Origin of the sequence: Amycolatopsis sp. NPDC004079, assembly GCF_040610415.1 — a bacterium.
GTDB lineage: Bacteria > Actinomycetota > Actinomycetes > Mycobacteriales > Pseudonocardiaceae > Amycolatopsis > Amycolatopsis halotolerans.
Window position 1 is genome coordinate 28,622 of the sequence record NZ_JBEXMH010000047.1, and the last position, 25,809, is coordinate 54,430.

31 protein-coding genes are annotated in these 25,809 nt (G+C 68.7%); 5 read left to right on the forward strand and 26 right to left on the reverse strand.

What is annotated here, in order from left to right; translation table 11 throughout:
- Nucleotides 1–21: 21 nt before the first annotated feature.
- The 6 genes from ABZX37_RS34970 to ABZX37_RS34995 all read right to left on the reverse strand — a co-directional run bounded on the left by ABZX37_RS34970 (nt 22) and on the right by ABZX37_RS34995 (nt 6,499).
- The gene (locus ABZX37_RS34970) at nt 22–1,455 is read right to left on the reverse strand and encodes a hypothetical protein (RefSeq protein ID WP_354746931.1); all 1,434 of its coding nucleotides are present in this window, start codon (nt 1,453–1,455) and stop codon (nt 22–24) included.
- Between the two features lie 303 nt (nt 1,456–1,758).
- Nucleotides 1,759–2,214, reverse strand: coding sequence for a hypothetical protein (locus ABZX37_RS34975; RefSeq protein WP_354746933.1), 456 nt, complete (start codon nt 2,212–2,214; stop codon nt 1,759–1,761).
- 941 nt (nt 2,215–3,155) lie between these two features.
- Complete coding sequence (locus tag ABZX37_RS34980) at nt 3,156–4,301, reverse strand: hypothetical protein (protein WP_354746935.1); 1,146 nt, start codon at nt 4,299–4,301, stop codon at nt 3,156–3,158.
- A gap of 533 nt (nt 4,302–4,834) precedes the next feature.
- Complete coding sequence (locus tag ABZX37_RS34985) at nt 4,835–5,710, reverse strand: pentapeptide repeat-containing protein (RefSeq protein ID WP_354746937.1); 876 nt, start codon at nt 5,708–5,710, stop codon at nt 4,835–4,837.
- A gap of 172 nt (nt 5,711–5,882) precedes the next feature.
- Nucleotides 5,883–6,347 (reverse strand): hypothetical protein, encoded by a 465-nt coding sequence (locus ABZX37_RS34990; protein ID WP_354746939.1) that lies wholly within the window; start codon nt 6,345–6,347, stop codon nt 5,883–5,885.
- A 5-nt stretch (nt 6,348–6,352) separates the two neighbouring features.
- On the reverse strand, nt 6,353–6,499 hold the full coding sequence (locus tag ABZX37_RS34995) for a DddA-like double-stranded DNA deaminase toxin (RefSeq protein WP_354746941.1): 147 nt from the start codon (nt 6,497–6,499) through the stop codon (nt 6,353–6,355).
- A gap of 393 nt (nt 6,500–6,892) precedes the next feature.
- Here ABZX37_RS34995 and ABZX37_RS35000 point away from each other — a divergent pair, with 393 nt between their 5' ends.
- On the forward strand, nt 6,893–7,855 hold the full coding sequence (locus ABZX37_RS35000; RefSeq protein ID WP_354746943.1) for a helix-turn-helix transcriptional regulator: 963 nt from the start codon (nt 6,893–6,895) through the stop codon (nt 7,853–7,855).
- 281 nt (nt 7,856–8,136) lie between these two features.
- Here ABZX37_RS35000 and ABZX37_RS35005 read toward each other — a convergent pair whose 3' ends face one another.
- Nucleotides 8,137–8,568 (reverse strand): hypothetical protein, encoded by a 432-nt coding sequence (locus ABZX37_RS35005; protein ID WP_354746945.1) that lies wholly within the window; start codon nt 8,566–8,568, stop codon nt 8,137–8,139.
- An 879-nt stretch (nt 8,569–9,447) separates the two neighbouring features.
- Between ABZX37_RS35005 and ABZX37_RS35010 the strand changes: the two genes are divergently transcribed.
- Nucleotides 9,448–10,083 carry a hypothetical protein gene (locus tag ABZX37_RS35010; RefSeq protein WP_354746947.1) on the forward strand — a complete coding sequence of 212 codons (636 nt, stop codon included), beginning with the start codon at nt 9,448–9,450 and terminating at the stop codon, nt 10,081–10,083.
- Between the two features lie 256 nt (nt 10,084–10,339).
- On the opposite strand, the gene ABZX37_RS35015 is transcribed toward ABZX37_RS35010, so the two are convergent.
- The 10 genes from ABZX37_RS35015 to ABZX37_RS35060 all read right to left on the reverse strand — a co-directional run bounded on the left by ABZX37_RS35015 (nt 10,340) and on the right by ABZX37_RS35060 (nt 16,605).
- Nucleotides 10,340–10,729, reverse strand: a complete 390-nt coding sequence (locus tag ABZX37_RS35015; RefSeq protein WP_354746948.1) for a hypothetical protein — start codon at nt 10,727–10,729, stop codon at nt 10,340–10,342.
- Nucleotides 10,726–11,016, reverse strand: coding sequence for a hypothetical protein (locus tag ABZX37_RS35020; RefSeq protein ID WP_354746950.1), 291 nt, complete (start codon nt 11,014–11,016; stop codon nt 10,726–10,728). The genes ABZX37_RS35015 and ABZX37_RS35020 overlap by 4 nt, the downstream gene beginning before the upstream one ends.
- 515 nt (nt 11,017–11,531) lie before the next feature.
- Nucleotides 11,532–11,723 carry a hypothetical protein gene (locus tag ABZX37_RS35025; RefSeq protein WP_354746952.1) on the reverse strand — a complete coding sequence of 64 codons (192 nt, stop codon included), beginning with the start codon at nt 11,721–11,723 and terminating at the stop codon, nt 11,532–11,534.
- 31 nt (nt 11,724–11,754) lie between these two features.
- On the reverse strand, nt 11,755–11,985 hold the full coding sequence (locus tag ABZX37_RS35030) for a hypothetical protein (protein WP_354746954.1): 231 nt from the start codon (nt 11,983–11,985) through the stop codon (nt 11,755–11,757).
- A gap of 160 nt (nt 11,986–12,145) precedes the next feature.
- Entirely contained in the window at nt 12,146–12,745 is a 600-nt protein-coding gene (locus tag ABZX37_RS35035) for a hypothetical protein (protein ID WP_354746956.1), read from the reverse strand.
- 957 nt (nt 12,746–13,702) lie between these two features.
- Nucleotides 13,703–14,248: an SLOG family protein gene (locus ABZX37_RS35040; protein WP_354746958.1), complete on the reverse strand. Its 546-nt coding sequence runs from the start codon at nt 14,246–14,248 to the stop codon at nt 13,703–13,705.
- Nucleotides 14,249–14,391: 143 nt separating this feature from the next.
- A complete protein-coding gene (locus ABZX37_RS35045) occupies nt 14,392–14,523 on the reverse strand; it encodes a hypothetical protein (RefSeq protein WP_354746960.1) in 132 nt (43 codons plus the stop codon).
- Between the two features lie 131 nt (nt 14,524–14,654).
- Entirely contained in the window at nt 14,655–15,836 is a 1,182-nt protein-coding gene (locus tag ABZX37_RS35050; RefSeq protein ID WP_354746962.1) for a hypothetical protein, read from the reverse strand.
- 230 nt (nt 15,837–16,066) lie between these two features.
- Nucleotides 16,067–16,279, reverse strand: a complete 213-nt coding sequence (locus ABZX37_RS35055; RefSeq protein ID WP_354746964.1) for a hypothetical protein — start codon at nt 16,277–16,279, stop codon at nt 16,067–16,069.
- Nucleotides 16,276–16,605 carry a hypothetical protein gene (locus ABZX37_RS35060; protein WP_354746966.1) on the reverse strand — a complete coding sequence of 110 codons (330 nt, stop codon included), beginning with the start codon at nt 16,603–16,605 and terminating at the stop codon, nt 16,276–16,278. Before ABZX37_RS35060 ends, ABZX37_RS35055 begins: the two co-directional genes overlap by 4 nt.
- Before the next feature lie 171 nt (nt 16,606–16,776).
- Here ABZX37_RS35060 and ABZX37_RS35065 point away from each other — a divergent pair, with 171 nt between their 5' ends.
- Nucleotides 16,777–17,070, forward strand: coding sequence for a hypothetical protein (locus ABZX37_RS35065; RefSeq protein ID WP_354746968.1), 294 nt, complete (start codon nt 16,777–16,779; stop codon nt 17,068–17,070).
- 22 nt (nt 17,071–17,092) lie between these two features.
- A complete protein-coding gene (locus ABZX37_RS35070; RefSeq protein ID WP_354746970.1) occupies nt 17,093–17,551 on the forward strand; it encodes a hypothetical protein in 459 nt (152 codons plus the stop codon).
- 387 nt (nt 17,552–17,938) lie between these two features.
- On the opposite strand, the gene ABZX37_RS35075 is transcribed toward ABZX37_RS35070, so the two are convergent.
- Nucleotides 17,939–18,109: a hypothetical protein gene (locus tag ABZX37_RS35075; protein ID WP_354746972.1), complete on the reverse strand. Its 171-nt coding sequence runs from the start codon at nt 18,107–18,109 to the stop codon at nt 17,939–17,941.
- Nucleotides 18,110–18,300: 191 nt separating this feature from the next.
- Here ABZX37_RS35075 and ABZX37_RS35080 point away from each other — a divergent pair, with 191 nt between their 5' ends.
- A complete protein-coding gene (locus ABZX37_RS35080; RefSeq protein WP_354746974.1) occupies nt 18,301–19,182 on the forward strand; it encodes a hypothetical protein in 882 nt (293 codons plus the stop codon).
- Nucleotides 19,183–19,198: 16 nt separating this feature from the next.
- Here the strand turns inward: ABZX37_RS35080 and ABZX37_RS35085 are convergent, their stop codons facing one another.
- The 8 genes from ABZX37_RS35085 to ABZX37_RS35120 all read right to left on the reverse strand — a co-directional run bounded on the left by ABZX37_RS35085 (nt 19,199) and on the right by ABZX37_RS35120 (nt 25,276).
- Nucleotides 19,199–19,867, reverse strand: coding sequence for a DUF6247 family protein (locus tag ABZX37_RS35085; protein ID WP_354746976.1), 669 nt, complete (start codon nt 19,865–19,867; stop codon nt 19,199–19,201).
- A gap of 44 nt (nt 19,868–19,911) precedes the next feature.
- Nucleotides 19,912–20,544 carry a hypothetical protein gene (locus tag ABZX37_RS35090; protein WP_354746978.1) on the reverse strand — a complete coding sequence of 211 codons (633 nt, stop codon included), beginning with the start codon at nt 20,542–20,544 and terminating at the stop codon, nt 19,912–19,914.
- Entirely contained in the window at nt 20,541–20,852 is a 312-nt protein-coding gene (locus ABZX37_RS35095) for a hypothetical protein (RefSeq protein ID WP_354746980.1), read from the reverse strand. The genes ABZX37_RS35090 and ABZX37_RS35095 overlap by 4 nt, the downstream gene beginning before the upstream one ends.
- A gap of 579 nt (nt 20,853–21,431) precedes the next feature.
- Nucleotides 21,432–21,665 (reverse strand): hypothetical protein, encoded by a 234-nt coding sequence (locus tag ABZX37_RS35100; RefSeq protein WP_354746982.1) that lies wholly within the window; start codon nt 21,663–21,665, stop codon nt 21,432–21,434.
- Nucleotides 21,666–22,138: 473 nt separating this feature from the next.
- Nucleotides 22,139–22,591 (reverse strand): hypothetical protein, encoded by a 453-nt coding sequence (locus ABZX37_RS35105; RefSeq protein WP_354746984.1) that lies wholly within the window; start codon nt 22,589–22,591, stop codon nt 22,139–22,141.
- A 462-nt stretch (nt 22,592–23,053) separates the two neighbouring features.
- On the reverse strand, nt 23,054–23,569 hold the full coding sequence (locus ABZX37_RS35110; protein ID WP_354746986.1) for a hypothetical protein: 516 nt from the start codon (nt 23,567–23,569) through the stop codon (nt 23,054–23,056).
- Nucleotides 23,570–23,852: 283 nt separating this feature from the next.
- A complete protein-coding gene (locus ABZX37_RS35115; RefSeq protein ID WP_354746988.1) occupies nt 23,853–24,641 on the reverse strand; it encodes a hypothetical protein in 789 nt (262 codons plus the stop codon).
- Entirely contained in the window at nt 24,638–25,276 is a 639-nt protein-coding gene (locus ABZX37_RS35120; RefSeq protein ID WP_354746990.1) for a hypothetical protein, read from the reverse strand. The genes ABZX37_RS35115 and ABZX37_RS35120 overlap by 4 nt, the downstream gene beginning before the upstream one ends.
- Nucleotides 25,277–25,809: the final 533 nt, after the last annotated feature.

Sequence of the window (25,809 nt, forward strand, 5' to 3'; positions counted from 1 at the left end):
TCCGGGTCACACCGACGGGTGTTACTCCAGGCGCCAGTCTCCTCGGGTGATCGCTGCAGCGAACGGATCTGCCGGAGCGCCGAGCAGGCTGAGCACGTGTCCGACCGCGAGGGTGTTCCCGAGCTGAGTCAGCAAGGACAGTTGTTCGTTCGTTTGGGGCGTGTTTCCGTGGGCCAGGTTGTTGCGAGCCTTACCTGCGATGTGCCAGATGTCCTCGGGGTTCGCGACCACGTCGGCCAGCAGATCCGGGACGGGCTCGACTGCGGCGTTGACGAGGTCCTGCAGCGCGCGCGGCAGGCCCGCGTGCAGTGCTCTGAGGCGTTCGCGCAGTTCGTAGGTTCCGAAGAAGTTGCCCCACCGTCGGAGCCAGTCGTAGTTCACCTCCGATACGTCGCGGGAGTTCCGGATTTCCTTCATCACGTTGTTCTTCTCCCGGGAGAACTCTTTCTTGCCCAGAGGGCCGGCACCGTACTTGATGGTGTGGAAGCTTTCCAGCGAGGCCATGAGAGCGGTGAATCGTGCGGTGATGGGCAAGCCTGGGGCTGGAATGGAGGTCAGATAGTCGGCGAAAACGGGATAGTCCCGCTTCATAGCCGACCATCTGCCGATCAGGTCGGGCATCGACGCGCGGCCGGGACCGCAGCGCACGAGGGCCGGCATCGCTCCTGGTGCTGCCTGTTCGGCGTCGAATCGCTGCTGCGACAGTTCCCTGCCGTACACTGACGCGTGGCCCACGCCTTCGCGTTCCACGGTGACAAACGTGATCGCCTGTGGCCTGTTCACAGCGAATCCTGCCAGCTCGGCAGACGGGCGGACGTAAGTGTTCATCCATTCGTCGAGAGGTCGCGGTCGCCCGGATACTGTGATGACCGGTGCCGTGGTGAACGACAGTTTGTAGCCTTGCGGGGCCGCGAACGAGGCGACGTAGTGCATCCGGACACGGTCCCCGCCGTGGTTCGTCCACTCCTGGGTCGACTCGCCGTTCCAGGTTCCGCCGTAGGTGGCGTCGTCAGCGAGTCGCTGCGGGATCTTGTACTCCTTGAGGGGTGCCACGCCGGACAGTTCGGTGAGGCCCTCGACCTGGAAGGTGATCTCGTCGAAGACCAAATCCCGGTTGTCCCGCAGCTTTGGTCCGATCATCGCGAGCGAGGCCAGCAGCACCGAATGTCCGGGCAGCTGATGGGAAACACAGGCATCGGGAAGCGCGATATCGAGGTTGTTGCGGAGCTCTCCGCGGACCACGCCGTACGGCTTGACGCCGGGTTCCCAGACCGTCCACGACGGACGGGCCCTCGCGGCGTCCTCGTGCGACGGCGGCTCGGCCGGCAGGCCGTAAGCCGTGCCGGTCACAGTCTCCGCGCCCGCCAGAGTCAGCACGCCAGGCACCGACGAACCGTCGGCAAGCCGCCACTCGAGCGGATACTCGCCGACGGACAGCAGTTGATTCTTGTTCACCGCGACACCGCGCTGCCGTCGACGGCCAGCGCCTGGCAGTCACCCCAAGAGACGTCGCTCAGCGTCCCGATATCCGCGTGCAGCAATGGCTGTCCGTCCTCTCCTGTTCGAGTGGTTCCATTCAGTCGAGAGGCGGCACGGCGTCGACTGCTTCGCAGGCGGAGAGCGGGCCGGTTTGGGCGTGAGTGGGCGGCCCGAATTCACAGGACCGACTCGTAGCAGCGACCGAGCACCAGAACCTGCCGTTCTGAACCGACGGCTTGCTCTGCCCCACCATCCGCCGGGGACGAACGAGGCGGGCCGTCATCCTGCGGTATCGGGCGGCGGAGCGGTGCCCTCGCCGACCCGCCGCCGATCGCGGCGCGCCGCAAGCGCGGGCCACTCGTTCTCAAGTCGGAAACCGGCAAGGGCGTCCGCAAGCCAGCGAGCCTCCGCGGCACCGAGCCCGAAACGCACGCCCAGACCCAGCGCCAGGACTTCCCGGGCACCCCACGCCCGGTTGCCCAGGGCGGCGGTGTCAGGGTGGTCCTGGCCTGAAATCCGCAGGTTTTCCTCGTAGTAGTGCTGCAGTTCGCGGGCTCGCCCCGCCATCGCGGTCAACTCCGGCCCGAGCCGCGGCACGTCGTGCGCGCATTCGGTCGCGGCCGGGCCGTCGGGATGTCGACGCGCCTCGACGCAGCGGGCGACGCCCTCGATCTCAGCTTCCCAATCCAGCAGCCACTCATCCGACCGCCGCAGCGACTCGAGAATGTCATCCATTGCATCGCCCATCCGCGATCCCCGTCCTCGAGGCAGCCCCTTCCTCCCATGATCGCACTATCCGCCAACGGATAGGACCATCGATGTCCGCTGGAAAGCAACGGCGCGGTTCGGCTAGGAGGCGGCTGGAGCTGCCGGTTGGCAACGGCGGTCACGCGGAACGGGCCTGGCTACCAGCATTACTGCACGGGTTCTACGTGACCACCAGTGCCGCCTGGATGTCGTTAGGCTGGTCGCTGCGGCCGGTCCGGACGTGGTCAACGCCGTGCTCGCCGCGGCGGTCTGGTATGAGTACCGCTTCCGCGACGCCCAGCAACGATCAGATCTGCTTCAGCGCTTTCCGATTCTGGGCTGTAGTCGCGCTGTCACCTCACGTCGGGTTTTCCCCGAATCGCGCCGGGGGCAAAAGCGCGCAGGCCGTCCGCTGTCGCTTCTCCTTTGCCAGGTCTTGTCGGTGAGGTCTTCTTTATAGGGTGTTGCGTGCCTGGGTTTAGGCGAAGTGTGAGGCGGATGGGATGGGACCGGGACAGCGCAGCCAGGCTGGGTGCTGAGCTGTGGTGTTTGCGCACGGAACGCGGTTTGTCGCAGCAGACGCTGGCGCTCCGTGCCACCATCTCCCTGAGCACGGTCCAGTCGGTCGAAGCCTGCTGGAGTCCCGGAAACGACGATTCGCCTCGGATTCCGAACCCGACCATGGCCACGTTGGCAGCGTTGGCCGGGGCGCTGGACGTGCCCGTCGTGGAACTGCTCCGATCGGCTGGCCTTTAGTCAGCGGGCACAGCCCCAGGTCTTCAGTTGCCGACTCTGCCGGAATCGGCTGCACGCGTCTGTATTGCCGGCCCCCGGGCATGTCGCTGCCTGCCTGGCTGCTTCTTCTTTCGCGGGCTACCCGTCGCTTTCCGGAACCATTTGGGACGCGGCGACGCTTCGGCTCGAAAAATTCAGCTTTCGAGGCTGGACCGCAGCGCCAGCGTCGCGTCGAGGCGAACCAGGTGCCGGGCGACGTCGTGGCGGAGTTCCGTGAGGTCGCCGTCGGAGACGTCAGCGTCGGGCAGTGACACGCGTTGCCGCGCGCCCTCGTCCTGGGGCGTCAGAATTCGCCGCCAGAGGCTTGCCAGTTCGGAGCGGTCGTGGCGGGCCAGGGCTGCACGCAGATAGCGCTCGGCGTCATCATGGTTGCCGGTCGCGGTCGCCGCGATGATCGCCGAGGCCCTCCGGCAAAGCATGCCTTGCCCGGGAGGGCTCGCCGTCGCGTGCAGTTGAAGCGACAGCCGCAATCTGGATTCGCCGCCGGCGGCAACATTCAACGCGTGCATCGCCCTGGCCAGTGGATAGAACTGGGCGCGCACGGATTCACGTCCGTCCCCGCCCGCGGACAGCGCCTCGGCAAGAGGCACCAGGCTCGTCACCTGTACCCAGGGGTCCTCGATGATCCACGCCGTCACGTGGAGGCCGATGTCCTGCGCACCGGTTGCGATGTCCTCGGCGCTCGCGCAGGTCGCCGCGACCATCGGTGCCCACGACCGGATCATCGGAAGGGCGCCGCCGCCGAGCCAGCCGAGCGAAGCACCGACGGCAGCGTCGAGCTCCTCGATGTCGCGCAGTCCTGCCGCGGCAGCCACAGCACTGCACTGGGGCAGTCCCCAGCCGACCACGCCGAGCATCGCCATCCCCAGGACCGCGGACACGGCCTCCAGCCCCGGGCCCGCGTTCCTGCGAGCCGCGTCCAGCACTTCCTGCGCCTGCGAGGTGCCGTGAGCTGCAGCGTCGATCATCTCGATCGCCACAGTCTCGAACCGGCTCGGGGGCGCGTCGTTGCCCGGGCACACGATCCGGCGCGCCGACGATGTCGGCCCAATCAGTTCAGCGCCCGGCATCTTGCTCAGCATGTCGCCGGACTCCGGATGCAGGACGGCGATGGTCGTCGCCCACGCCGGCCACACGGTGTCCCACTGCGATTCCGGCATCTCGTCCTGCAACAGCTTCGTCAGCGCTTCGCGGGGATCCTGTTCCCGCGCCGCGGCTGAGACCAAGTGCTCGACGAGTGCGAACGGTGCGAGGCTGTCTTGGCTGAATCCGTCGATCACCGGGTCATCATGCCCGCACCCTGCCGACCCCGTCCGACCGGGCGACAGGCGTAGACGTCTCCCGCCGCCGAACGGCGAGCGCCGTCGAGCGACATCCCACGCTGCTCATCACCAAGCTGATGCAGCGGCCAAGCCTCGCTGGAGCAGCAAGGCCGGTTGGAGGACCTTGCCCGGTTGCGGGGGCGCCCGCCCTGCTCGCGACGATCGAGGTCTACCGCGACTGCCGCCGGGATGAACTTTCCGCACTCGCGAAGCGACAGGTCCTCGATCGGCCCGGGGCCGACGTGCTGGCGGCAAATGCACTCGACTCCGCTGGCTCCCGGTCCGAGCATCGTCCCGGCATCCCCGACGAACACCCCGGCGGCTCCGAGCGCCATCTGTTTCCCGCACTGTGATTCGCTGCAGTGCCGAGTCCGTCGCCGACATCACGGATGCACCGCGACAGCCTTCCCGCGCGCCGCGCGGCTTGCCGATCTCCTCGTCGGCCTGGTCGACGACGAACAGTTGGCAAGACCCGTCGAAGCCTCGGGTGTTTAGAACGACTGGCGTCGTACCCGGGGGCCGGTAACCTCGTCCCTGTCGATGTCGGCGGGAAGACGCGTGTTTGGGTCTAGCTCCGCGGTTTTGAGCTGGGCTGCGGTGAGTCCGGTTGTCTCGCGGAGATCCGCGTGTTCCAGCCGTGCGCCCAACAGGTTGGCACCGGCAAAGTTCACGCCGGCTAGCTTCGCGGCGACCAGCCCGGCGCGTTGCAGGTTGGCTCCGGACAGGTCGGCGCCGGTCAGGTTTGCGCGTTCCAGCCGGGCGTTCCGGAGCATCGCTCCCGCGAGGTTCGCGCGGCTCAGATCGGCTTCGACCAATGCGGCATCGTCGAGGTCGACGCCGTTGAGAACTGCATCGGCAAGTCGCGCGCGAGTCAGATCGATCTTGGTCAGGACCGCTCCCGGCAGGTTCGCCGCACGCAGGTCGAAGCCGACAAAGGAGCACCTGGCCAGGTCGATCGGACGGCGCTCCGGGCGCGTCGGCCGGTTCAGCAGTTCCCCAAGCGCTGCGGCGACATCCATGTCCGGCCGTCCCGCATTTCCCCGACCGGAGGAATCGGAATCGTCGCCGACGGCGTGCTTCTGGAGCCATGCCTGGACATAGTCCAGGACGCGCTGGTGCTCGTCTGGCCAGTCGCGCCAGATCATCCCGAGGGCGTAGAAACCGCCGGCACGCACGACTTCGTTGTCGTCGTTGCCGACGTTCTTGCATGCTCCTTGGAAGTACTGGGACGCGTGAAGCCGCGCGTCGGCGCGGGCCTGCTCGTCGTCGGTGGTGGCGATCCTGATCGCCAGAGCGATGACGAGCAGCACGATGATTCCTGCCCCGACGAGCGCCTGCCCGGGTGGCTGCGCGACCAGAACGAGCACCCACAACACGACCGCGAGCGCGCTTGCCGCAGCTCCCAGCCCGGTCCAAGTCAGTCGACGCATGCTGCCATTCCACACGATGGTCGCAGTCGGCGTTACCCCGCGTGGCGTATTTCCGTCTTATCTTGGAAGTGCCCGAGCTGGATACGCTCGGGCCACGGCGCATCCGCAGTCACTGAACCCATGCGGAATCGCGCCAGGCGACGACCTCGGAGCGTTTCCCGCAGAGGAGGCAAGCACGGACGACGCGTTCGAGACGGCCCCGGCTCATCACGTCCTGCGGCTCGAATTCGATGCCGCCCTGGGCACCGAACGGAAGTCGCGGAGCAACGGCGCGGCCGTCGCCGTGCGCGACGAATCCGACCGCGCGACCGTCGCCGTCGAGGTCGCGGAAGTACACCGCTCCGCCTGGGCCGCCGATAGCGACCAGCATCATCGGTGCCATTTCCGGATGCAGCGGATCGAACGGGCGGTCGCCGAGGTGGATTTCACGATGCCCTCGCACGCAGGCAGGAGCGTCGTGCGGCGGCGGGGACAGAATAAGGTCGACCAGTTCGTCGACGCCGTGCAGGCGGACGAAGGTGCGCCGCTCCGAGGGGCGTTCGTCCAGCCGCATCGAGATGGCCGGTGTCGCCACGGTCGTCATAGTGATGCCTTCCCAGCCAGCTCCACGGGTGCGCCGGCGTCAAGATCCCGCACGTAGAGTATCGAGCCTTTCGGCAGGATCGCCGGAACAGCCTGCTTGCAACTCAGCAGTTCGGTGCACACCTGCGGGTTGTTGATCGCCACCACTCGCCACGATGACGCCGGTGCTGCGCATCGACGCAGCCACCTTCGTCTCCACGTCGGCGATCACAGTCGGCTTGCCCTGGCCCGGATAGTCGAAATCGGGGAACCGCGAAGGTATCCGCCCGCGAGATCCGACAAGTGATCGTATCCGTTGCTGAGCGCCTGGATCGTCGAGGACAGCGACGCTCTGGAACCTCGGCAGGCGGGCTGCGCCGGAGATCGGTTCCACGGCCGACGCCCGCACGCCGGTGCTTTCAGAAGCTGGCGCACCGCGAATCAGTTTTCGGAGGGTCCTCGTCGCTGTCGAAACGGGGTTCCGGCAGGACCTTGCGACCTCGCCATACACTCACCGTCCGAGAGGAACAGCACTGCACGAACACGAAAGGGATGTCGATGGGGCGCTACCGCCGCACGGTGCACAAGGCGGCGAGTCCTGCGGCTCGACTGGCCGGGCAGCTGCGCGCGTTGCGCGCCGACGCCGGTCTCGGCGCGCCGACTATCGACCAGATCGCCGCACAGTCGGGCGTGAGTCGTTCCACCTTGCACACAGCGCTCAACGGAACCCGCATCCCCTCCGTGGCCACGCTGCGAGCACTGGTCCGCGCGTGGGGCGGCGACGAAGCGGAATGGGCGGCACGACGCGACGCCGCGGTGAACGAGGCCGCGGCGTCCTCCGGGCGAACCGTCGCCGAGGAGCCATCCTGGGACAGCGTCCTCGCCCGCGCCGGCGAACTGGCGCCATTGTCACTCGGCGGGCCGTCGGGTGCGGAAACCTGGGACCTCAAGGCCACCCGCGGAATCATCGCCATCGACCTTTACATCGCGGCGAGGGCCAGCCAGGTCGCGCCCGCGCAGGTCCCGCTGGGCGACCTCTTGCCGCCGTTGATGACCACGCCGGAGGTCTTCGCCGTGCACACTGCGACCACGCTGACTGCGTGCGGCCACGAACTCGTCGAGGACGCCCGACGCGACCCGGTGGCCGCGCAATGGGACTGGCTCGTCAAAGAATGGGACCCGCACGCCCCCGCCGGGTATCGCTGGGACGGTCTGTCCCGCGGCATCGCCCGGGGCACGCGCCGCCCGGCGATCGAGGTGTGCCTGGGGTGGGCTGCCGCCGCAGTGAGCGCCGCGCTCGCCGCCGAGCGCGGCGCGTGGGCCTCCCGGACACGCGTACGGGTCACCGGCGGCCGCTTCGGCGGCGAAGTCCTGTGTCTCGAACACCCGGTGTGGCAACGCACTCCGGCAGGAACATCGATCGTGCCCGGACCGCCGACGGAATACACGGTCAATCTCGGTGAGAAGCACGGATTCCGCTGCGAAGCGATCGCGACAACCCATCTCCAACCCGTTCAATGACCAGCAATCCGTCCGTGCTCACGGCTGCCATCAACAGCAATTCACCGGCGGCGAGAACACCGCCGCCTGAGCAATCCCTTCAACGCTCCTGGCCGCTTACTCGCAGCCGTTCCTCGATCCCGTCCGGCGTCGTGTCTCGCGTCACCGCTCGACAACGAGAAGGCAGTCGAGAACTGGGCAGAGGAACCGGGTCGTGTCTGCTGGCAAGCGATCCGCGTCCCGGCTTCGAGCCTCCCTCGAGAGGCAAATGTTCTGCCCAATGTCGAAGCTGTCGAAAGGATCTAGAAGAGCGGCCAGGTGGGCCGGACGCCGACCAGGACATGACCGAAGAGTTTCGGCGCTGCCCACCAGGCCATCTCGATCGCCTCGCCGACCACTTCTCGCACATTCTCGGGAACAGGACCCAGCCCGACGAACATGTTGTCTTCACGCCGCAACACGACTTTTTCCGACGACGCAGGCCCGGAAGCCCTGCTGGCGTAGCACGAGTCGACGCTCCGCATGATGTCTTCTGCCAGCAGGTCAGCAAACTCGGCGCGGCGTTCCGCATCATCGCGCACCACAGCGACGAGCTCCGGCTCGTATTTCGCAGCCGCCGTGATGTGCGCCTCCGCCATCTCCTCGGGGCAAGCCCATCCTTCCGTGGAGAAATCGCGGAAGGTCCCGTACTCGACCAGCCCGTCCGCCTGTTCCGCTGCGCCTGTTTCTGTCATGTCTCATCCTCTCGGGCGGTTCGCGTTCGCATGGCGCGGCACAAAGGCCGTAGCAGGTCTCACGGGCACGGACCGATAGTTATACCCCGGCCTGTGGTGTCCGGAGGGCCCCGCCAGCCGGACGGCATCGGCACGCTCGTCTGCGGCAATGCCGGCTAGCGCCGACGCTTCGGCCGCAGTTGCGCCAACGGGGCCGACGTACCGATTTCCCTGGTCTGCGAGCACCGCCAACTGCCGACTTCCGGAGTCACGCCAACCCAGCACCGACTTCTATCCGCTGATAACGTCTCCGCAACATACGCGCTATTTCCGTTTGCTGCGCCAGTGTTTCCTGTGCGCGGCACAGGCCTGGAACGCAGGCTTGAGCACCAGGCCGCAGCGACGAGCGGCGGGGCAGCCCGGCCCCTCAGCGAGCCGCGAGCGAGTGCTTCGTCGCCCGGATCCAGAACTTCCGCGGGCCTTCGCGACGGCAGCCGCCGCAGACGCTTCCGCGGCGCGCCGGTGCTGCTGTGGTCTGCACGACGTCCGAACCGGGCCAGTCGTCCGCACAGTCACGGACCGCACAAGGATGCCCGGTCCTCGGCAGGCCGCGCCTCGGACAGCGTCTGCACGCCGCCGGTAGCCCGCGCGCAACGAACGTCCAGGCCAAAGCGGCGGCCAGCATCTACTGGCCGATGGCGAAATCGGTGTGGTGCCCTCGGACCTGCTCGACGAAACCGACCTTCTGATCGGCTCGACCTTGCCGTCCGCGGTCGAACGCGCCCGGGTCGCCGCCCGGATGGTCGCGCTCCCGATTGTGTCGTGACCACCCGTTCGGGTCGCCCGGCGGTCCGCGGTTCGCCAGGATCGCATGATCCGGTCTGGGGCATACTCGTACTCGTGGACGACGACGAGCTGCTCGCCCTGGCGGCCGCGCCGACGGCGTCCGATCCGATCACGGTGCAGACCGTGGCCGGGCTGGTGGCCGAGGAGATCGCCGCGCACGCCGGCGGAGAATTCGATCCGCAAGCTGCGGCGGCCTTGGTTGCCAGCCAGGAGCATCGTTTTCGACCTCAGCGGCCGGAGGTGCTGGCCGAGGAGCTGCACCGGCTGCGCGTCTGGAAACGGCTGGTCGCCTCCGCGCGGGATCAGGTATCGGGGCCTCGGCGGCGTCTGCTGGAGTCGTTCGGCTTCGACCTCGACGCTGCGGTGCTCGGTCGCGCGCAGCTGCTCGCCGAGCCGATTGGGACGTTGACGGGCGGGTGGGGTTTCGATCGGCCCGGCGGCCCGCCGTGCGTGCTGCTGACCAGTCAACTTCCGCCTGGCTTGACCCCGTGGCCCGATGCCGGTCTGCCGTTCCCTGTCTGGCGGGCCCAAGCTGCTGCGGAGGCGGCCCTGGCAAAACTGCATGCCCGCCCGCCGGTCGGCTACAGCGACACCGGCATCGGTCGCCTCCGCGTGTGCTGGACCTGTTTCCAAGCCGGGAACCCCGACGGCCCCGTCGTGCTCGACGAGGAGTTCTGGGCCAGCCGGTGAGCACAGCCGGGCCCCGGCCCTCGCGCGACAGCGAACTGGACTAGCGGTACCACTGCGTGCGCCCCGGGCAGCGATTTGGTCTGAGCGTCTGCGGACCGCCACCTTCCGTTCGCCGCCGATCCCTGCCCTGTGCCGTCCGGCGTCGTGTCGGATTCGTCGTCGACGCCTCCGGCGAGATAGCCCGCACGGATGCAGTTCCAGAGACACCGGGTACGGATCGCCGTCGGATCCGCAGCTCGCACCTCGTGGTGGACGGTCAGGTGGGGAGTTGGACGGTGCGCACTGATTCCGGATACCGCTCGGGGGTCGGTGTGATGACCGAGGCGTCGTGGCGGGCGGCGGTGTGGATGGCGTGCCCGGTGTGTGCGTCCAGATCAGCCAAGGGGCCGCACAGCGCGACGACCGCGGCGGTGTCGAGTCCGACGATGCGGAGGGTCTCCAGTTCGGCGATGTGCTCAGCCAGCCCGGAACGCCGACGTCCGGCCTGCAGCAGCGACAGCGCCGGTGCCAGCAGCCGCGGCCCCTGGTACATCGCGAGCACCACATCGTCCACGTCGCGCGGCGTGCCGAACAACAACCTGGCCAGCACGGAGTTGCCCGCTCCGAGCGCGTCCAACGCACCGGCGTCCAGAACGAACGTCCTCACGATCCGGCGGCCGCCCGGACCAGCGCGGCATCGTCACCGGCGTCCAGCGCCGCCCACATCGCCTCGCCGGCGGCTCGGTCAGCGGGAGTGAGATCGATCCCCAGCCCGGCAAATGTCTGACGGGTGCGCTCGTCGCGGGCGTCCAGCTCCGCCGACGTGGGGATCCGCTCGGCCACCCCCGCAATAAAGCCGCCGATCGACGTGCCCTTCTCCGCCGCCAGGACCGCGAGCCGGTCCCGGGCACCAACCGTGACCTTCACGGTGGTCACCGAGGTATCCGAAGTCATCCACCTACGGTATACCCAACCTCGTGTCGGCGGCGACAGACACACCACCCGTTCCCGGCACGCTCCGGCGAACGCCCTTACGCCCTCCGATCGCGATCCGGCCGAGTCTGCCCAGTCCCGTCGTGTCCGGCACCAGCGGACCGTCGCCGTCCTTGTTCTGCGCAACCCGCCGCAGAGCTCCTGGAACGACCAGCCTTTGACCTGGTTTGCCCCCAGGCCCGCCCACTGCGGTGGCCGGCGCGGGCTGATTCGGGGACGCACTCCGTTTCTGCAGGGGCAGAGAGGGCGCTTCCCGTACGGGGCTCGTCGAGCCTGGTCGCTTGCTCGAGGCCGAACGCAAAACCGCCAACGACCGCGTCGAGACGGCGAAGAACGAACTGGCCCGCACCTCGCGGACGCCGCTGCCCGGCCGGGGCGGGCGGAGGCGGGGCAGGGCGCTGGCAAGTTTCGAAGTTCGTCCCGAACAGTCGCCAGCTTCCTTGATGCAGTCCCGCCCGGATCCGCGAGACGCAGGATCAGGCGCTGAGGCGCCCCGGTTCGGCGCGCGCTCGCGGGCGGTCCTTGCCGCGACGGGACAGCCAGCTGCGGCACATGGCCCGCGAGTCCAGGCATGGGGCGAGCGGTTCGCCCTCGACGTCGCCACGCCAGGCCTCCAGGAGCCCGCGCACCCGGGCGTCGAGGCCTGCGAAATCGTCGAGAACGGTCACGACGAATGCGTCGTCATCGAACGCCTGTTCGCTACAGTGCGGTCGGTTTCGCGATGAAGCCGTAATCTCGGCTGTGACGGATCGTCTCCGGGGCCAAGTACTGCAGCCCGGCCACCTTGTGTCCGGCGTACTCGGCCACCACGTTCGCCGGCAGACCGGGATAAGGCCAGTCGAGTTCCTCGCCCGTGCTGTCCGCTGGTCGGTTTCGCCGCCGAACGGGCGTAGCGCCGCCGGGGCCGAACCATTCGTGCCAGCCCGACACAGCGTCGGATAACTCCGGATCTGCTCGACCGCGTCCGGGTCGTGCTGCTCGCGGACGTGCTGGTGGATCAGGTGTTCCCGGGTGGACAGGCTCATGTGCGAGCGGTGCAGCGACTCAACGCGGACGGCGAAGACAGCTTCGCGCACCAGTTCGGTGACGCTCAGGTGCCCGCCGCGCGGGCGCGGCCACCGATCGTCCGCCCTCGACGGATCCGGGGGATCTGGAGTGCCTCATTCGCTTTCCTCGTCAGCGCGGCGATTCGCCGAAGAACAGCCAGCCGGTCTGCACTCGGGCGCCTACCATGGGCACGATCAACGTCCCGTTGCACTCGGACGCCGTCCCTCCTGTACGAGCCGGACACCTCGTCGAGGACAACCTGCTCGCCCGCGACGAGTCTCCCGACCGTAGCTGCGGCCACGGCCGCGTCCAGGTCCGCATGGCCGCCGGGGACGACTGGGATCTTGGCATGGTGGTCGCGCCGTTCTCCCAAGACCGCGATCGCGCCGGCACGACCGCGCTTGTCACGGATCTCCGCCCAGTCTTCGTCATCGCCGGCGAGAATGCCGGCGGCCATCGTCTCAGCCTGGTCCAAGCTGCACGGCTCGGCCGAAACGACAACGAACCCTTCGACTGCCTTCTCGGCGATCGTGCCCGTATAGCCGCGCGCGCCGTGCCACAGCTGAGCATCCGCGACGGCCGTGCGGAAGGCCTGTTCTGCGTCGATTCCGGCTTGATAGGTCAGAAACTCGCTGGCGCCCATAGCTTTCGCTTTCTTCCGTGTGGCGTGCTGTGCACCGCTGCCGGAGAGGCCAGCGGATCCGGCGCTACCGCGGTCGCGAGAACGAGACCGCCGGCCGCAGCAACCGCCCCGCTCACCTCGTCCGCATCCGCTCGCAGATCCGTCTGGCATCGATGTGCCCGATGGGGACATGGCGGTCGGAGCGGCGGGCGAGCCGTCTGCTGGTCAGCCTTGGTCCGATGTTTCGCCGGCGTTGCCTGCCCGGGCCGTCTCGCTTCGCTCGTGGCAGAACCACTTCGGCCAGCCGAAGGCGGTAAGCGACGAAACCGTACGCGAGAAACACCTCTCGCCTACGCGTGCCCCGTGCCTCTCGCACGGAACGGACGACAGGAGATCGAACATCTCCTGCCACGCTTTCGGCCACTGGTCACGATTGACCTCGCCGAACTCCCCCACGCTTCCCGTCCGACCGGACATCCGACTCTCTCCCTGCTGCGCTCCGTGTCGGCACCGCAACGTCAGCCAGCGGATCGGACGACAACGCGTGTCCGGTCAGCGCACCGGCCATCTGCGCACCTTCAGCACGGAAGCGGGGACCGACAGACGCGGTGTGGTCGCAGGCAACACCCGTTGCGACGGCTCGGCGCGCCGGTTGTCCCGACACCTGTCGATACGGGCCCGCCACGATGTATCACCGCGATCTCGACTATCGACCAGCCCGCTCGGCAAGTGAAGCTGTGCCCGTTTCCGATCACGCTGCCGGCGTTTCCCATAGAGGTCAAAGGTCCAGCCGATCATCGTATTGACGCAGCATTTTCGCTCTTCGATCAGAACCGCGAGGTCGTCGCGGGGCCGAAAGAATCGTCGAGCGCTGGCCCTCGCCCTTGTCAGCGGCCGCCGCCACGGCCCAGCCGCTGCCGTCCGAACTGTGGCCTGGGGATGCGGGAGCTTTCCGAGGCCACGGCGTCAACCGCAGGATCAGCCAGCACCGTCAGCGAAAAGTCCTTGCGCGAACAGGGAATCAGCCCCGTCGAGCTCTCTGCGGACCCGATCGGCACGCCCGTGCGGGAACAGCGGCAGCGACAGCCACCGGCCGACGTCGGGACCTTCGCCTGGCAGTAACCACACCGGGACGTCGCGGACCAGGCCGCGCAACGCCATATCCGAGGTCCCGCCCGAAGCGGGATTGAAGTGGTCGTGGAACGCGAGGATCAGGCGCGGCCTCTCCTGCAGCAGCATGCGCGTGTTGCGCTCCGGGCCGGCCATCCGCCACTGCTGCGGGCGAGCCTCCCGCTCCGCACGCCAATCGACCGGATGACATCGGTGACGATCATCCGGCAGGCCGCGACGCTCGCACCACGAGTGCACCGCCCGATCCGCCCCGGACGCCGCGCCTTCGATCACGACCAGCCGTTCACCGCACCGAGCCTCGAGCCTGTCCAGCACCGCATCCACAGTCTCCGGCCACGGCCAGCGCCGACTCCCGCACAGCAACACCCGCGGCTGGACGAGTTCGAAAACCACTTCCCTGCCTCCAACCTGGTTCCCGCCGACAACACTGGTCGGCACGCCCGTCCCCGGCTTGCAGTCGCAGTCTGCAAACGCATCGACGCCACGCCGAAGCCCGTAAACACCGCTGGCCCGAGCCCGCCTCGCGGGCCCTTCACTCAGGCCCGCTGTGCGAGGCGGACGGCTGCGGCGGCCAGGAGTTCGACAACGAGATTTTGGCTTTGCGTGGCGGTGCCCGCCATCTTGCCGAGCCGAGCGCCAAGAAGAGCCCGTGCCTCGGTCTCGTCCATTCGCCCCGTTCCTTCCTGTGTCGCGGCGATCGCCGCTCTTGCATGCCGATTTTTCTTCTGTGCCAAGCGGGATACGTGGCGACTTCCGGCAACGCCCGAGTCGCCAGCCTCGGAGTCTCCTGCGCCGCGAGTCAGTTTTCGGGAGGCCATGCCACGTCGAAGAGCCGGTCGAGGTGTTCGTCGCTGTCGAACTTGCCGTCGATGAGGAGCGCGCGGCGCAGCGACTTCCTGGCCACCGAGCGTGGGAGGTCGAGGTCGCGCTGGGCCTGCCGTGCGATGGTGCCGAACATCCGCTGTGTCCGCGGCAGCTCATTGCGCATGTACCACGCCAGCGTTATGCCGATGTCCCGAGACAGTCCGACGAACGGCAGGGTCCGCGCATCCTCGCGGTGGCGACCGAGTTCGTACAGCACCGCGCCTTCGAGAATGGTCGAGAGCGATTCGAACGGCACCGTCGGGTCCGGATTCGCCACGACCGTGCGCGGATCGCGACGACGCTGCTCGGCCCAGTCTGCCACCACCGGCCGGGACCACCGCCTGCGGTTGCCGTTGCGCGTCTGGGGCGTCGGGATGCCGGCCTCGCCGCGGGCGATGTACGCGCGCAGGGTCGAGACCGCGATCCCGGCTTCGCGGGCGAATTCCTCGACCCCGAGCATCTCGCTGTCCGCCAGCTCCGGAGCGCTGAGCGTGACGACGCACCGAGCGGTCGGCAGGGCGCCGGGCCGGGAACGCCGGTGCCGGTTCCACAGAGCCAGGTCGTGGCCCCACTGCCCGCTGTCGACGGAGGGGAGCGCGGCCGGGTCCAGCCGGGCGACCTTGACGACGCGCCCGAGCGCGGCCCGGCAACTGCGGTCGAGCAGGTCCTCGGCCGTGATCGTGGTGGCGAGCCGGACCGGGCGGCGCATGCAGGCTTCGCTGGCCCAGCTGAAGACCTGTCCCGGGCGGTACCAGGTCTGCCCGTCCCACCAGTAGCCGCCCAGGCGGACCAGCAGCGCGCGTTCGTCGAACCAGCGGTCGTGGACAGCGCCGCCGCCGCGGTTGCGGTAGAGCGTGACGCTGCGGCCGTGGTCGGGGTGGAAGCGCACCACCCAGCTGAACGCCGGGTTCTTCGGGTCGGTGGTGTACGCGCTCCACTCTGCGTCGAGCTCGCCGTCCCACCGGCCCCATGCTCCGGGCGCGCCGTCGCACCGGCCGATCGCCTCGATTGCTTCCGGGTCGTCGACCGGGAGGTGGTCGTCGTCGACGAACGGCAGGTTCGGGACCGGGTGGTCGGTCCGGAGCCCGTTGCCGACCGGCTGCTCATCTTGCGTCACTCCGAAGACCGTCCTTCGCCAGTCGCTGTACTGAAAATCAATTAACGCTGTAGCGACAATATTTAAACATGCTGTACACGGTCTACAGCATCGCACCGGCTCATGTCCGGGGCCGGGCGCTGTCGAAGCGCCCCCGGCCGGATCTCGAGGAGCCCGTGCTTCTCCGGCCGTCTTGTCGCGGGCGGAGCGTACGGGCGCGAAGGCGCGGCGAACCTCGGCCGCCGCGGTTGTCAGAGATCGAGGAAGGGCAGCCGTGACGGGTCGGAGCGAGGCCCGTCCGGGTTGGTGTCCAGCATGGGGACCGGTCCGGGCGGCAAAGGCCGGTGCAGCGGCCGGAACACCCGGCGGCTCTGTCGCTCGGACCGAGCGACATGCACCGCCAGCACCGCTGCGATCGCGAGAGCCAGCCCGCCAGCCGCGATGAGCAGCACCAGGAGGATCACACCGGCACCACGCGCAGCATCCGCTCCGGCCGGATGAAGAGACAGCAGCGTGTCTTGAGCCGCCACCACCAGGTCAGCGCAACGAATCGGACGGTCTCGCCCCTGATCTCGGTGACCTGCCCCGCCTCGAACGGCGCCGACCGCGGGCCCAACTGCCGCTCCGCGAGGTCCGCCAGGTCCATCAGGTCCTGCTCGGGGAACCGCTTCCAGGCTGGCTGCCGGACGAGGTTCACGCCGTCGCCGCAACTGCCGGGGCTCACGAGCGCGCATACGATCCAGGGGCCGCGATGACTGGCGAGGGTGTGCACGCTCGCGCCGATCTCCATCGGCTCAGTGGATCACCGCTGGCACCGGGAGTCTGTTCACAGCTGTGCACAAAACTCGCTGGTTTCTCGCCGGGATCGCCGGTCGCGTCAGCCGAGCCGCTTTCTCGACATCATGTTCGAAGAGTTCGCCGACACAGACGGGCTTTCAAGAAACCGGGAGGGATCATCGCGATGCAGGAGCAGACCGTGCTGCGGCGATGGTGGAACGGGCTGCGGCCCTACCAGCGCGAGCTGACTTGGACCGGGGTGTTCGGCCTGACCGGCCTCGCACTGTTCACCCTCGGCCTCCTGCTGGTCATCCTGTTCTGGCCGGGCGCGCTGGAGACCGGGACGGGTCTCGGCGTGGCAATCGTCGCAGGAAGCGTGGTCGGCCTGGTCGCGAGCCTGGGCGGGATGCTCCTCGGCTACCGCATCGAAGACCGCCATCGACTCACGTGCGCGGATCGCCGAGATGGTATTCGCTGACGAGATCAGGAACGATGACAGGATGCCGACGACCGAGCATGCCGAACTCGACTCCGCCGCCGCGGTACGAGCACTGGACGGCAGCACCTGGCAGATCTACAACAGCGGGCATGTTGGCTGGTCGCCCACGGAGCTCGCGGCAGTAGTGCAAGACCCCGGCACGAGACGGTGGAACGCTGATCCTGCCCGCGAGAACCGGGTGATTCCCCGGCACGAGTTCGAGGCGACATACACACCGATCAGCCGAGAACCACGCCGCGACGCGCGGATCACCCGACTGGCAGCGCTGGTCGACGAACTGCTCGACGAATTCAAGGCCGCCACCGGCAAACCGGCCGAGTGCACCGGACAACTCGAACAGGCCGTTGCCGACGTCGAGGCGATTCCGGAGGAGACCGACCGCCGCGCATTGGCGCGAGCCATGCAACAGCGGCGCACCGGATTCCACCTCGGCCGGTCGGCCGGACGCCGCCCGTCGTAGCCGCGCGAGTCTGTTCCGCGCGCAACTGCGTTCCGGTGCGGCGTCTCGCCGTCGCGACGGTTTCTGTTGCGAGGGAATCGATCCTGGCCCGACGGTTGCGGAACTCGGCCGCGGCAGGGGCACCGGCTGTCGAGCCAGTCGACGTCGGTCGGGTCCGTCGAATCGCCCAGCTGGGCGAACTCCGCCTGAGCCGTATCGTAGTCGGCTTGAGCACAGGCGGAGCGTTGCTTCGCGGCTGCGGCGAATTTCTCCGGCGAAAGCAGGCAGGCGGCCCAGGATTCATCCAGGCCGCGCGCAACAACGGTGCAAGTCAGCCACCGAGCCGAGTGCCCCGGCCCGGTCGACCGTGCGGCGATCGCGGTCTTGCCTGCCACGCCCGGGCTACTGCTACTGCCTGCGCCGGACGTAGGCCGGTGCCTCGCCGCGGCGGATCTCGTCGTCGCTGCGCCGGACGATCTCGTGGTCGTCCCAGTAGCCGGCGAGGAAGGCGCGGCCGGTCTCCCGCCAGCGCTGCACATCGTCGTCGGCCGCGGAATTCGCCTGTTCCTGCACGTCCATGCCCCGACTCTATGTCAGGAATATTCCAGCCTGTCCCGCGCGGATGTCCACGCGCTCGGACCAGCGCGGGCGCACCGTGCCGTGCACCGAGGGGCCGCACTGCCGAACCGGGCCGGCCGACGGCGCCAGAAGCGCAGAAAGGATCCGCTCAAGACGCCCTGCCCCGCCCGCGACAATGCAAGGCTGGGCGAGTGACAGATGCAGACCAACTGACGCGGCTCAGCGACGCCATGCTGGCGGCGTTCGGCCCCGACGGCGAGTACGACGACGCGGTCTACGCCGCGGCGGCGGCCGAGACGTTCGACACCGCGTGCGGCGGCCAGCTGCTCATGGCCTGGGCACGGGTCCTGGCCGTGACCCACGCACGCACCGAGAACCCGCTGCAGCAGCCGCTGCAGCGCCTGGAAGGACACCTCGACCACGAGGCCCGCGACCTGGTCCGCCGGAACGGACGGCTTCTGGTCAACACCGCGCGAGTGGCCGACGACATCGAGCTGGCTCAGTGCTGGCTCGCCATCATGGACCGTCTCGACGATCACGCCCTGACCTGGCTGAGCTGGACCACGGCTGCAGCGACGGCTCCGGTCCTGCGCCCCCTCGGCGGGCTGGACCGCTACGCCGCGGCACTGGACGTGGTCCAGACCGCCGCCCGCAACCGGCACGCCGACGCCGCGTTCTGCGACGCCGGCGCGGTCGCGGCGGCGCTGGCCGCCGTCGCCGCCGGAGCACAGGACGCCGCGGCGCGATACCTGGCCCTGTCCGATCTCCGCAGCACGCTCTCGGTCCTGCTCGCGCTCGTCCCCGGCCTGCTTCGCGGCAGGACCACGGCGCTCGTCCTCGACCCGGACGGAACCCCGCACGCCGTCGCCGATCCCTCCGACCCCGACGTGCAACGCATCAACGCCGTGATCGCCGCGGCCGCCGCAGGCGACCTCGCGAGCGCTCTGGCGACGATCCGGACACTCACCGGCGGCCCTGACGACGTCCGGCAGCTCACCTGGAACCTCGCTCTGTCTCTCGGCACCAGGCTCGGCGAAGTATTCAGCAGTCACGAACGGGAACGGACCACATGAACCCGCCGGGTTCGACCTACGCCGGACCGCATGAGCCGTGAACCTGCCTTGTGGCGAACACGGAGAAGACGGCAGGCGAAGAACGAGACGTGCCCAATCGCCGACGCGCTGGCCAAAGACAAGACCTCGCACGTCCTGGACACCGCCACGAGGGGCCGATGACGTACTGGGCATCGCCGTAGCGTCCGAGGCTCGCCCGCCACGAACCGGTGGGCTTGCCCTCCCGTCCGGCGCTCCACGGGTCCTTGCCGAGTTTCTTTTCCAACCCTGTCAGCGCCTGCTGACCTTCCGGGGCGGGGTTTCCTTCTGCTCGGGCGGCGCGGGTCGTGCAGCGAACCTCGCAGCTCACCGGCGTTCCGCCACGAGATCCGATTCGTCGCCGGCGGCCAGGCGCTCGATCACGCCGTCGGTGTACTCGCGGATCTCCGGGTTGAGGTGCCCCAGCGCCCCGGCCGTACCAGTGGTTGACGATCCCGTGCACGGGCGTCACGTCGTCACTGTCCTCGGCCTCGACCATCTCCTTGATGAACTCCCGCTCGAACTCGGCGAGGTCGTCGGCGTTGGTGGCCCTCAGCGCCGCGCGGACCGACACGACGGACCGCTCGAACGTGACCCGGGGCCGATACGGGGGCCGGTCGGGAGAGTCGTCGACCACCAGACCGGGGATGTCGCGGGCGGCGGTCATGGTTTCCGATTGTGCCGCACCCCTCGACGTGGAGTAAGGACCTGTCAGCGTGGTCGGTGCGTCCGGCCGGGCAGCAGCGTCTCGGCGATCCGATTGCCCAGGGCGATTCCCGCGCCTGTAGCGACCGCGACCAGCAGATGCCGGGCGAGCCCGGGCCGGTCGCTCTGAGGACGCGGCCAGGCTGGCTCAGGTGGCTCCGGTTCGGGCCCGGATCGCACGAGCTCGGCGGGATCGGCGAGCGGAGCGCCGGTGGGTCGGCGCAGCCGTCGGATGGAATGAGCGACGCCGGCGAGTTTCGTCGCGACGGGTTGCCCCTCCCAGACCAGCAGTTCGACACGCCCGAGGGCGGCAAGTTCGGCGAAGCGGCCGTCGGCGCTGGCGACGACGAAGATCCGGCCGCCTTCGGCGTGAACGTGGCGGGCGTGGGCGAGCAGCGCGAGTTCGGCGGCGTCCGGGCCGGGCGGCACTCGCAGCGGCGCGATGCGCAGTTCGGCCAGCACCGAGGCGGCCGGGTCGTGAGCCTCGCCCGCAGCGACGGCGTAAGAGGCGACCGCGTGGTCGATGTCGCCGCAGGCGGCCAGCAGCGATTCAAGCCGTGTGCGCAGCGTCCGGGGACGGAGCTTGACCATGCCAAGGTTCTCCAAGTCCAGCAGCGCGACACGGTCATCGGCGATCACGGCGCGACCGCCGCGTGCCCGGAGCGGCGGGCAAAGGCCGCCTCGATCCCGGCGAAGCCGAACAGGCGCAGGAACAAGGTGCCGTCGTCGCAGGCGCGGCAGAGAGCCGCACAGCCTGTGTCGAGCAGAGCCGTATCCGGGCCGGCGGGAACCGCCCTCGCGCGGTCGAGGTCCGGCCCCAAGAGCACCAGGCCGCGGCAACCAGTGGCGGATCCGTGCGCACAGCGGATGTTCTGATTGGCGGCGCGGGCCGCCCGCCAGCGCAGTTTGTCCGCGCAACCGCCCGTATTGCGGTTCTTCTTGCCCATGGCCGGGAGTCCTCTCGCTAGCACGGGAACGGGAACAGTCGTTGCTGGCATCTAAAACGCGCCGGCCGGGCACGAGAAGAGACAGGCTCTGCACCCCAAGATCGTCGCCCCAGCACGCGCCGAGTTCGCCGCGCACGCGACCGGAGCCTGACCACCTACCATCAGTCCCGGACACGGACCGCAGCGGTGTCGTACAGTGCCAACGCGAGCGCTGCCATCGACATCGCGAGGATCAGCTGCGGATCCTCCTCCTTCTGCTTCATCGCATTATGGTGTTGCCTTCTCCGCTGCCAAGAATGCCACGTCCGCCTTCTCCCGACATTCGTACCATTCCTGCACCTGGATCCTCCTTCGACGATCACGTCCTTCCATCCCCCACTGCCGCTGTCGCGGCTTTCGCCACGGGTCGCCCCGATGCGTCGGGCTGCGACCACGCACACGCGGCGACCGCTAGTCCGTCAACCAGGGCTGGGATATTCCGCGCCGTTCGTCGCATTCTGTCGCGAGGCTGGAGACCAATGCGACCGAAACGACCTACGTGCCCCTCGGACGTCCGCTGACAGGATTTGATCGCACCGGTCAAGCGTCGAGACATCGGACAATCCAGCCGCTGCGCCGTCGGTCGTCAGCGAACCGATCTGGATCCGTAAAGAAGATCTGCCCGCGAACGCCAACCTGATCACAGCTGGGGCCGACGTTGTCGTCAAGCCAGAACGCGAAGAAACGGCGGCGGCCGAAGTCGTCGGGCCCGCCGTCGAGAAACTCAAGGACGACCTCGTGCGGGTCGCGGATATCCGGGATCGGGTGGGACATCGGAATACCCTTTCCTGTCGAAATCCCAGCGAACGACAACCGAACCGGAAAGACCTCCTTCTCCCGGAGGTCATTCGGCCGGTGGCGGTGCAACACAGCGCATGCTCATCGACGTCGCGGGCCTTCCGATCCCTCGCTTCCGCGAGCGAAACCGCAACCGGGGCACAAGGCACACGACGTGCGTCAATCGGGTCACTTGGACCAGACGAATCCGTCCTCGCGACCGTCACCGCGCCTCGTCGCCTCTTGTCCTGCACACCTCACTGATGTTCCGGGCGAGGGAACCGGCATATGCGCCGACGTTGTTTCCGACCGGCCCCTGGTGTTTCCTGAGCGCGGCAGCGAACCTGTCGCCCCCTCGCACAGGAAGCACGGTTGTGCGCGCACTTTCGGTGATTGCCGCGAGCGACATGCTCGCGAGAGGTCGGGCGGGGACGGCCGTCGCGTTGGCGCGGTCGCCGGCTCGAACAGCGTCACCAATGGATGCCGCACACGCACAGGCAATCGTGCGGGCGTCCGAGCGGGGCGATGTAGCAGCGGTGGACTCCGTCATCAGCCGCAGTGCAGCGGCTCGCGTCGTCGATCCGGTCACACCGGTGCTCGGTGCTGCGGGCCAGCTGCAGCAGCTGGCGCGCGGCCTCTGCGCGGGACTTCCGGACGGGCAGGCCTGTGCCGTCGGCTGCGGGCCAGCAGCCCCAGTCCCCCGCTGCGAATTGCACGACCGTGCCCAGAAGATGCCGGCCTAGGAACACCTCGTAGGAATCCGGCGGACGGCCCGCGGCGAAGTCGCGCGGGCTCGCGAACACCGGGCGGTAGAACACGTGGCGGGGATCTCGAATCGGAGGGCCGTCGCGATGTCCTGGCGGACGGCTGGACGCGACGAGCTCACGGGCCGCGGCGATGATGTCATCAGGATCCAACAGCAACACGGCTTCCTCCGATCCTCAGAGGACGACCGGCACACGCCGGTCGTCGAACGCGCCCTCAGACCCCGCACCGGGCGAGTAGCGAGCTGTTGGCACCTGGGCCTGTTCCCGAGGTCGCTCCGCCGCCCTCTTCTCGCGGCAGCGGAACACGATCTCCCCCGGCATGCAGGTCCGCCGTTTCCAGCGCGCAGTTTGTGCTGGCCGAGGCTGCGCAGACGAGCTGGCCCGGTCTTTGACGGGACGGGGGTCCTGCGGCTACACCTGAAAAAGCAGCCTGCAGCGCGAATTCGACGTCTTGAAGGTCCGCGGACATGTGCCGGAACTTGTCGAACGTATTGATCCTCGCGGACCACCGCCTGCACTCTGGCGACGAACGCCGCCGGCGCCGATCTCCCGGTCCCGGAGGAGGCGACGCTCCGCATGGCCGCCCTGCTGCTTCGCGCATCTCGTCCGCGTGCCCTGTCACAACGCGACGGTGCCGAATACCAGCCAGCCGGTGTGCACCTGCGCTCCCACGGTGCGCACCGTCAGTTTCCCGTTCAGCACCCGGACGCCCTGCCTGCTGAACGAGCCGCCGGACGCTCCGGGGACGACGTGCTCGCCCGCGACGAGCTTCCCAGCCACCGTGGCGGCCGCGGCGGCGTCCAGGTCCGCGTGCCCGCCGGGCACGGCCGGGATCTTCCCGTGATGCTCCCGCCACCCGCCTTTGACCGCGATCAAGCCAGTCGGGCCGCTCTTGTCGCGAATCCTCGCCCACTGTTCGTCGTCTCCGCAGATGATGGCGCCGGCCAGCTTCTCCGCCTTCGCTTGGTCGACCGGCTCGGCTGCGACGATCACGAATCCGTCGACGACCTTCGCGGCGATCGTGCGCATATAGCCCGGCGCGGCTTCCACCAGCGTGTTCGCGACGACCGTGCGGAACGCTGTTTCCGGGTCGTCGGCGCGAGGCTGGTACACGAGGAAACGACTGTGGCCCATGGCTTTCGCTTTCTCTTGTCGCGTTGATGTCTTGGAGATCTGCTCGCCGGTCGCCAATATCACCCTCCTGGACCGCCGGACAGGCGAGCAGCCTCTGGCCAGGCCCCGCCGCTGTCAGTTCTCTGCTCGTCGGGCGGCGACGCAACAGTCGAACGGCCTCCTCCGAAACCCGACCGCATGGCAGATTGCGGTCGGGCAGTCCGCCGAATTCCCTCGTCGGCACCACCGATCGTCGTCGCGAGAGCGACTCCGCGGGCGCTTCAGCAACCGTCAGGCGACAAGTTCACGACCGAACAGGTCGCCAGTGCGCGGCGTGCGGGCGCGGCCGGTCGGTGAGCGGGTGTTTCGGGCACCACGGCGAGTCTGCCGGGCCGAGATCCGGCCACGGGTAGTACATGCCGGGGACGGAACCGCTGTCGATCAGCGGCTCGCCGCAGCGCGGGCAATCTGGGAGCCAGTCCTGGTCGTCGTCGGGCGCCGCCGACTGCGCGCGGGTCTCCGGGTCGTACAGGGCGACCAGCCCGGCGGGAACAATCAACTCCGCGTCGCGCGCGGGCACCGTCCACAACGCGGCGACGCGGGTCAGCGCCGCGGCGGGGAGTCGTTCGACGCCCGGATCGGCACGGACGTAGGCCTCCTCGACGGTGTTCCGGTCCGGTGCCGCCAGCACCGCGAGGCAGGCGTCCGCAGTCCAGTCCGCGACCGGCGGCTGGCGATCGGCCAGGGTCCAGCCTTCGGGATCCAGGGCGCGATTGATTTTCGGCGGCGGCGGGCAGAACGGCAGGTCGTCGCTCACGAACCTCGCAGCTACAGGGAAGCTGTCCGGCGGGAACAGCAGTGCGGTCCCGGCAACAGGGTCGAGGCGGTACCCGGTGCGACGGGCACTCCCGCCCGATCCGGGCAGGATGTCGAACAGGGCTGCCAGCACCGACGGGCGGAATATCCATTCTTGACGCAGCGGCCCCGCGTGCAGCACGGCGGGTATCGAGTCGGCCCCGGCCGGCAGATCCGGATGCCGCACCAGCGCCTCGGCACACGCGAAGGGCGGCATCGCGCCCGTACGCCGCGTCACGCCTGCCACCCCTTCAGCAGCGTCCCTTCCAGCTGCGTCGGACCGTCCCAGCCGCGCAGCCACCCGGGCAGATAGCGTTCGTTGACCAGCCGGACGGTCTCCGGGGTGACCGCGTCGGCGTCGGCGTTGCCCAGCGCCGCCAGGTTCGCGGTGTCGCGGCTGTAGGGGAGGTAGACACTGGCGCCGCGGGCCTCCCACTGCCACGGCAGCCCTTTGCCGTCCAGCCACCGGCCCAGTTCCCGGACCAGCCACGCGCCCAGGTCGTCGCCGGGCGCGCCGGGCGAGATCTCGGGCCAGCCGACGAACGGCTGGAACAGCACCTCGGCCCACGCCCAGCCGTTGCTCACCGGGTCCGCGGCCAGACTCCGCCGGTGCTGCGCGCTGGCGCCCTCGGGCGCGATCTCGGTCATCGGGCCGTCGATGCCGTACCCGATCGACAAGGTCGCCGGGAAGTCCCAGTACAGCGGGTTCGCCAGGCGACCGCGCCTGTGAAGGAGAAGCGGGTTTTCCGCTCTGGACTCGATCGGCGGCGCCTCGTCCGGAGTGCCGAGCAGCCTTCGGCACTCGCGCAGGAGCGCCCGCGCATCGGTCTGGCGACCGATGGCGATGGTGATGTCCAGATAGGAGCGTGTCATTGACCAGCCTTCCGGCTCCGTGACCGTGAGAAACGGTGCATGAGAAGCTCTCCGGCGCGCCGGCGGGCCCGCGTCGCCTCACAATTTCGACGCTGACCGCGTTGAAACAGGAGGTCGGCCGGAAGCCCGCTCCGTCGGCCCTTCTTCTCGATCGGTCCGGCATCGGCCGAACAGCATTTCGATGTCCGTCGACTGGAGGGCGGCTTCCTCCGCGGCATGCACAGCAGCCGGAGCAGGATCGACTGTCTCCCACGCGAACCGGGCCATCAAAGGGGCTGCTGTTTCCAGTCCCTCCGCGGGTGTTTCCGATCACGGCGCAACAACAGTGGCAAGCGGGTCCCTCGGGACCGCTGCCGATTACGGCTGGAGACCGGCCTTGGGTGTGGACATCCGAGGGTCGCCGCCGTCGCCGCGCTGTCGCAGCGGCGTGCCTACGCACGGCGGCGGCCCACCGCCGCGTGCCCGCATCGGGTGAATCGAGGGTCAAGCCGTGCATGAGCTTCCCGGGTCGACGGCTCACCGACGTTTGCGAT

What these genes read in the sequence shown, in the direction of transcription:
- ABZX37_RS35075 (WP_354746972.1), bottom strand. Translation starts at nt 18,109, where the DNA reads ATGGACGTGCAGGAACAGGCGAATTCCGCGGCCGACGACGATGTGCAG.
- ABZX37_RS35120 (WP_354746990.1), bottom strand. Translation starts at nt 25,276, where the DNA reads ATGACACGCTCCTATCTGGACATCACCATCGCCATCGGTCGCCAGACC.
- ABZX37_RS35000 (WP_354746943.1), top strand. Translation starts at nt 6,893, where the DNA reads ATGGGGCGCTACCGCCGCACGGTGCACAAGGCGGCGAGTCCTGCGGCT.
- ABZX37_RS35045 (WP_354746960.1), bottom strand. Translation starts at nt 14,523, where the DNA reads ATGGACGAGACCGAGGCACGGGCTCTTCTTGGCGCTCGGCTCGGCAAG.
- ABZX37_RS35110 (WP_354746986.1), bottom strand. Translation starts at nt 23,569, where the DNA reads ATGGGCCACAGTCGTTTCCTCGTGTACCAGCCTCGCGCCGACGACCCG.
- ABZX37_RS35065 (WP_354746968.1), top strand. Translation starts at nt 16,777, where the DNA reads ATGCAGGAGCAGACCGTGCTGCGGCGATGGTGGAACGGGCTGCGGCCC.
- ABZX37_RS35095 (WP_354746980.1), bottom strand. Translation starts at nt 20,852, where the DNA reads ATGGGCAAGAAGAACCGCAATACGGGCGGTTGCGCGGACAAACTGCGC.
- ABZX37_RS35005 (WP_354746945.1), bottom strand. Translation starts at nt 8,568, where the DNA reads ATGACAGAAACAGGCGCAGCGGAACAGGCGGACGGGCTGGTCGAGTAC.
- ABZX37_RS35070 (WP_354746970.1), top strand. Translation starts at nt 17,093, where the DNA reads ATGCCGACGACCGAGCATGCCGAACTCGACTCCGCCGCCGCGGTACGA.
- ABZX37_RS35035 (WP_354746956.1), bottom strand. Translation starts at nt 12,745, where the DNA reads ATGGGCGCCAGCGAGTTTCTGACCTATCAAGCCGGAATCGACGCAGAA.
- ABZX37_RS35020 (WP_354746950.1), bottom strand. Translation starts at nt 11,016, where the DNA reads ATGACTTCGGATACCTCGGTGACCACCGTGAAGGTCACGGTTGGTGCC.
- ABZX37_RS35060 (WP_354746966.1), bottom strand. Translation starts at nt 16,605, where the DNA reads ATGGAGATCGGCGCGAGCGTGCACACCCTCGCCAGTCATCGCGGCCCC.
- ABZX37_RS34975 (WP_354746933.1), bottom strand. Translation starts at nt 2,214, where the DNA reads ATGGATGACATTCTCGAGTCGCTGCGGCGGTCGGATGAGTGGCTGCTG.
- ABZX37_RS35085 (WP_354746976.1), bottom strand. Translation starts at nt 19,867, where the DNA reads ATGACCGCCGCCCGCGACATCCCCGGTCTGGTGGTCGACGACTCTCCC.
- ABZX37_RS35100 (WP_354746982.1), bottom strand. Translation starts at nt 21,665, where the DNA reads ATGTCCCACCCGATCCCGGATATCCGCGACCCGCACGAGGTCGTCCTT.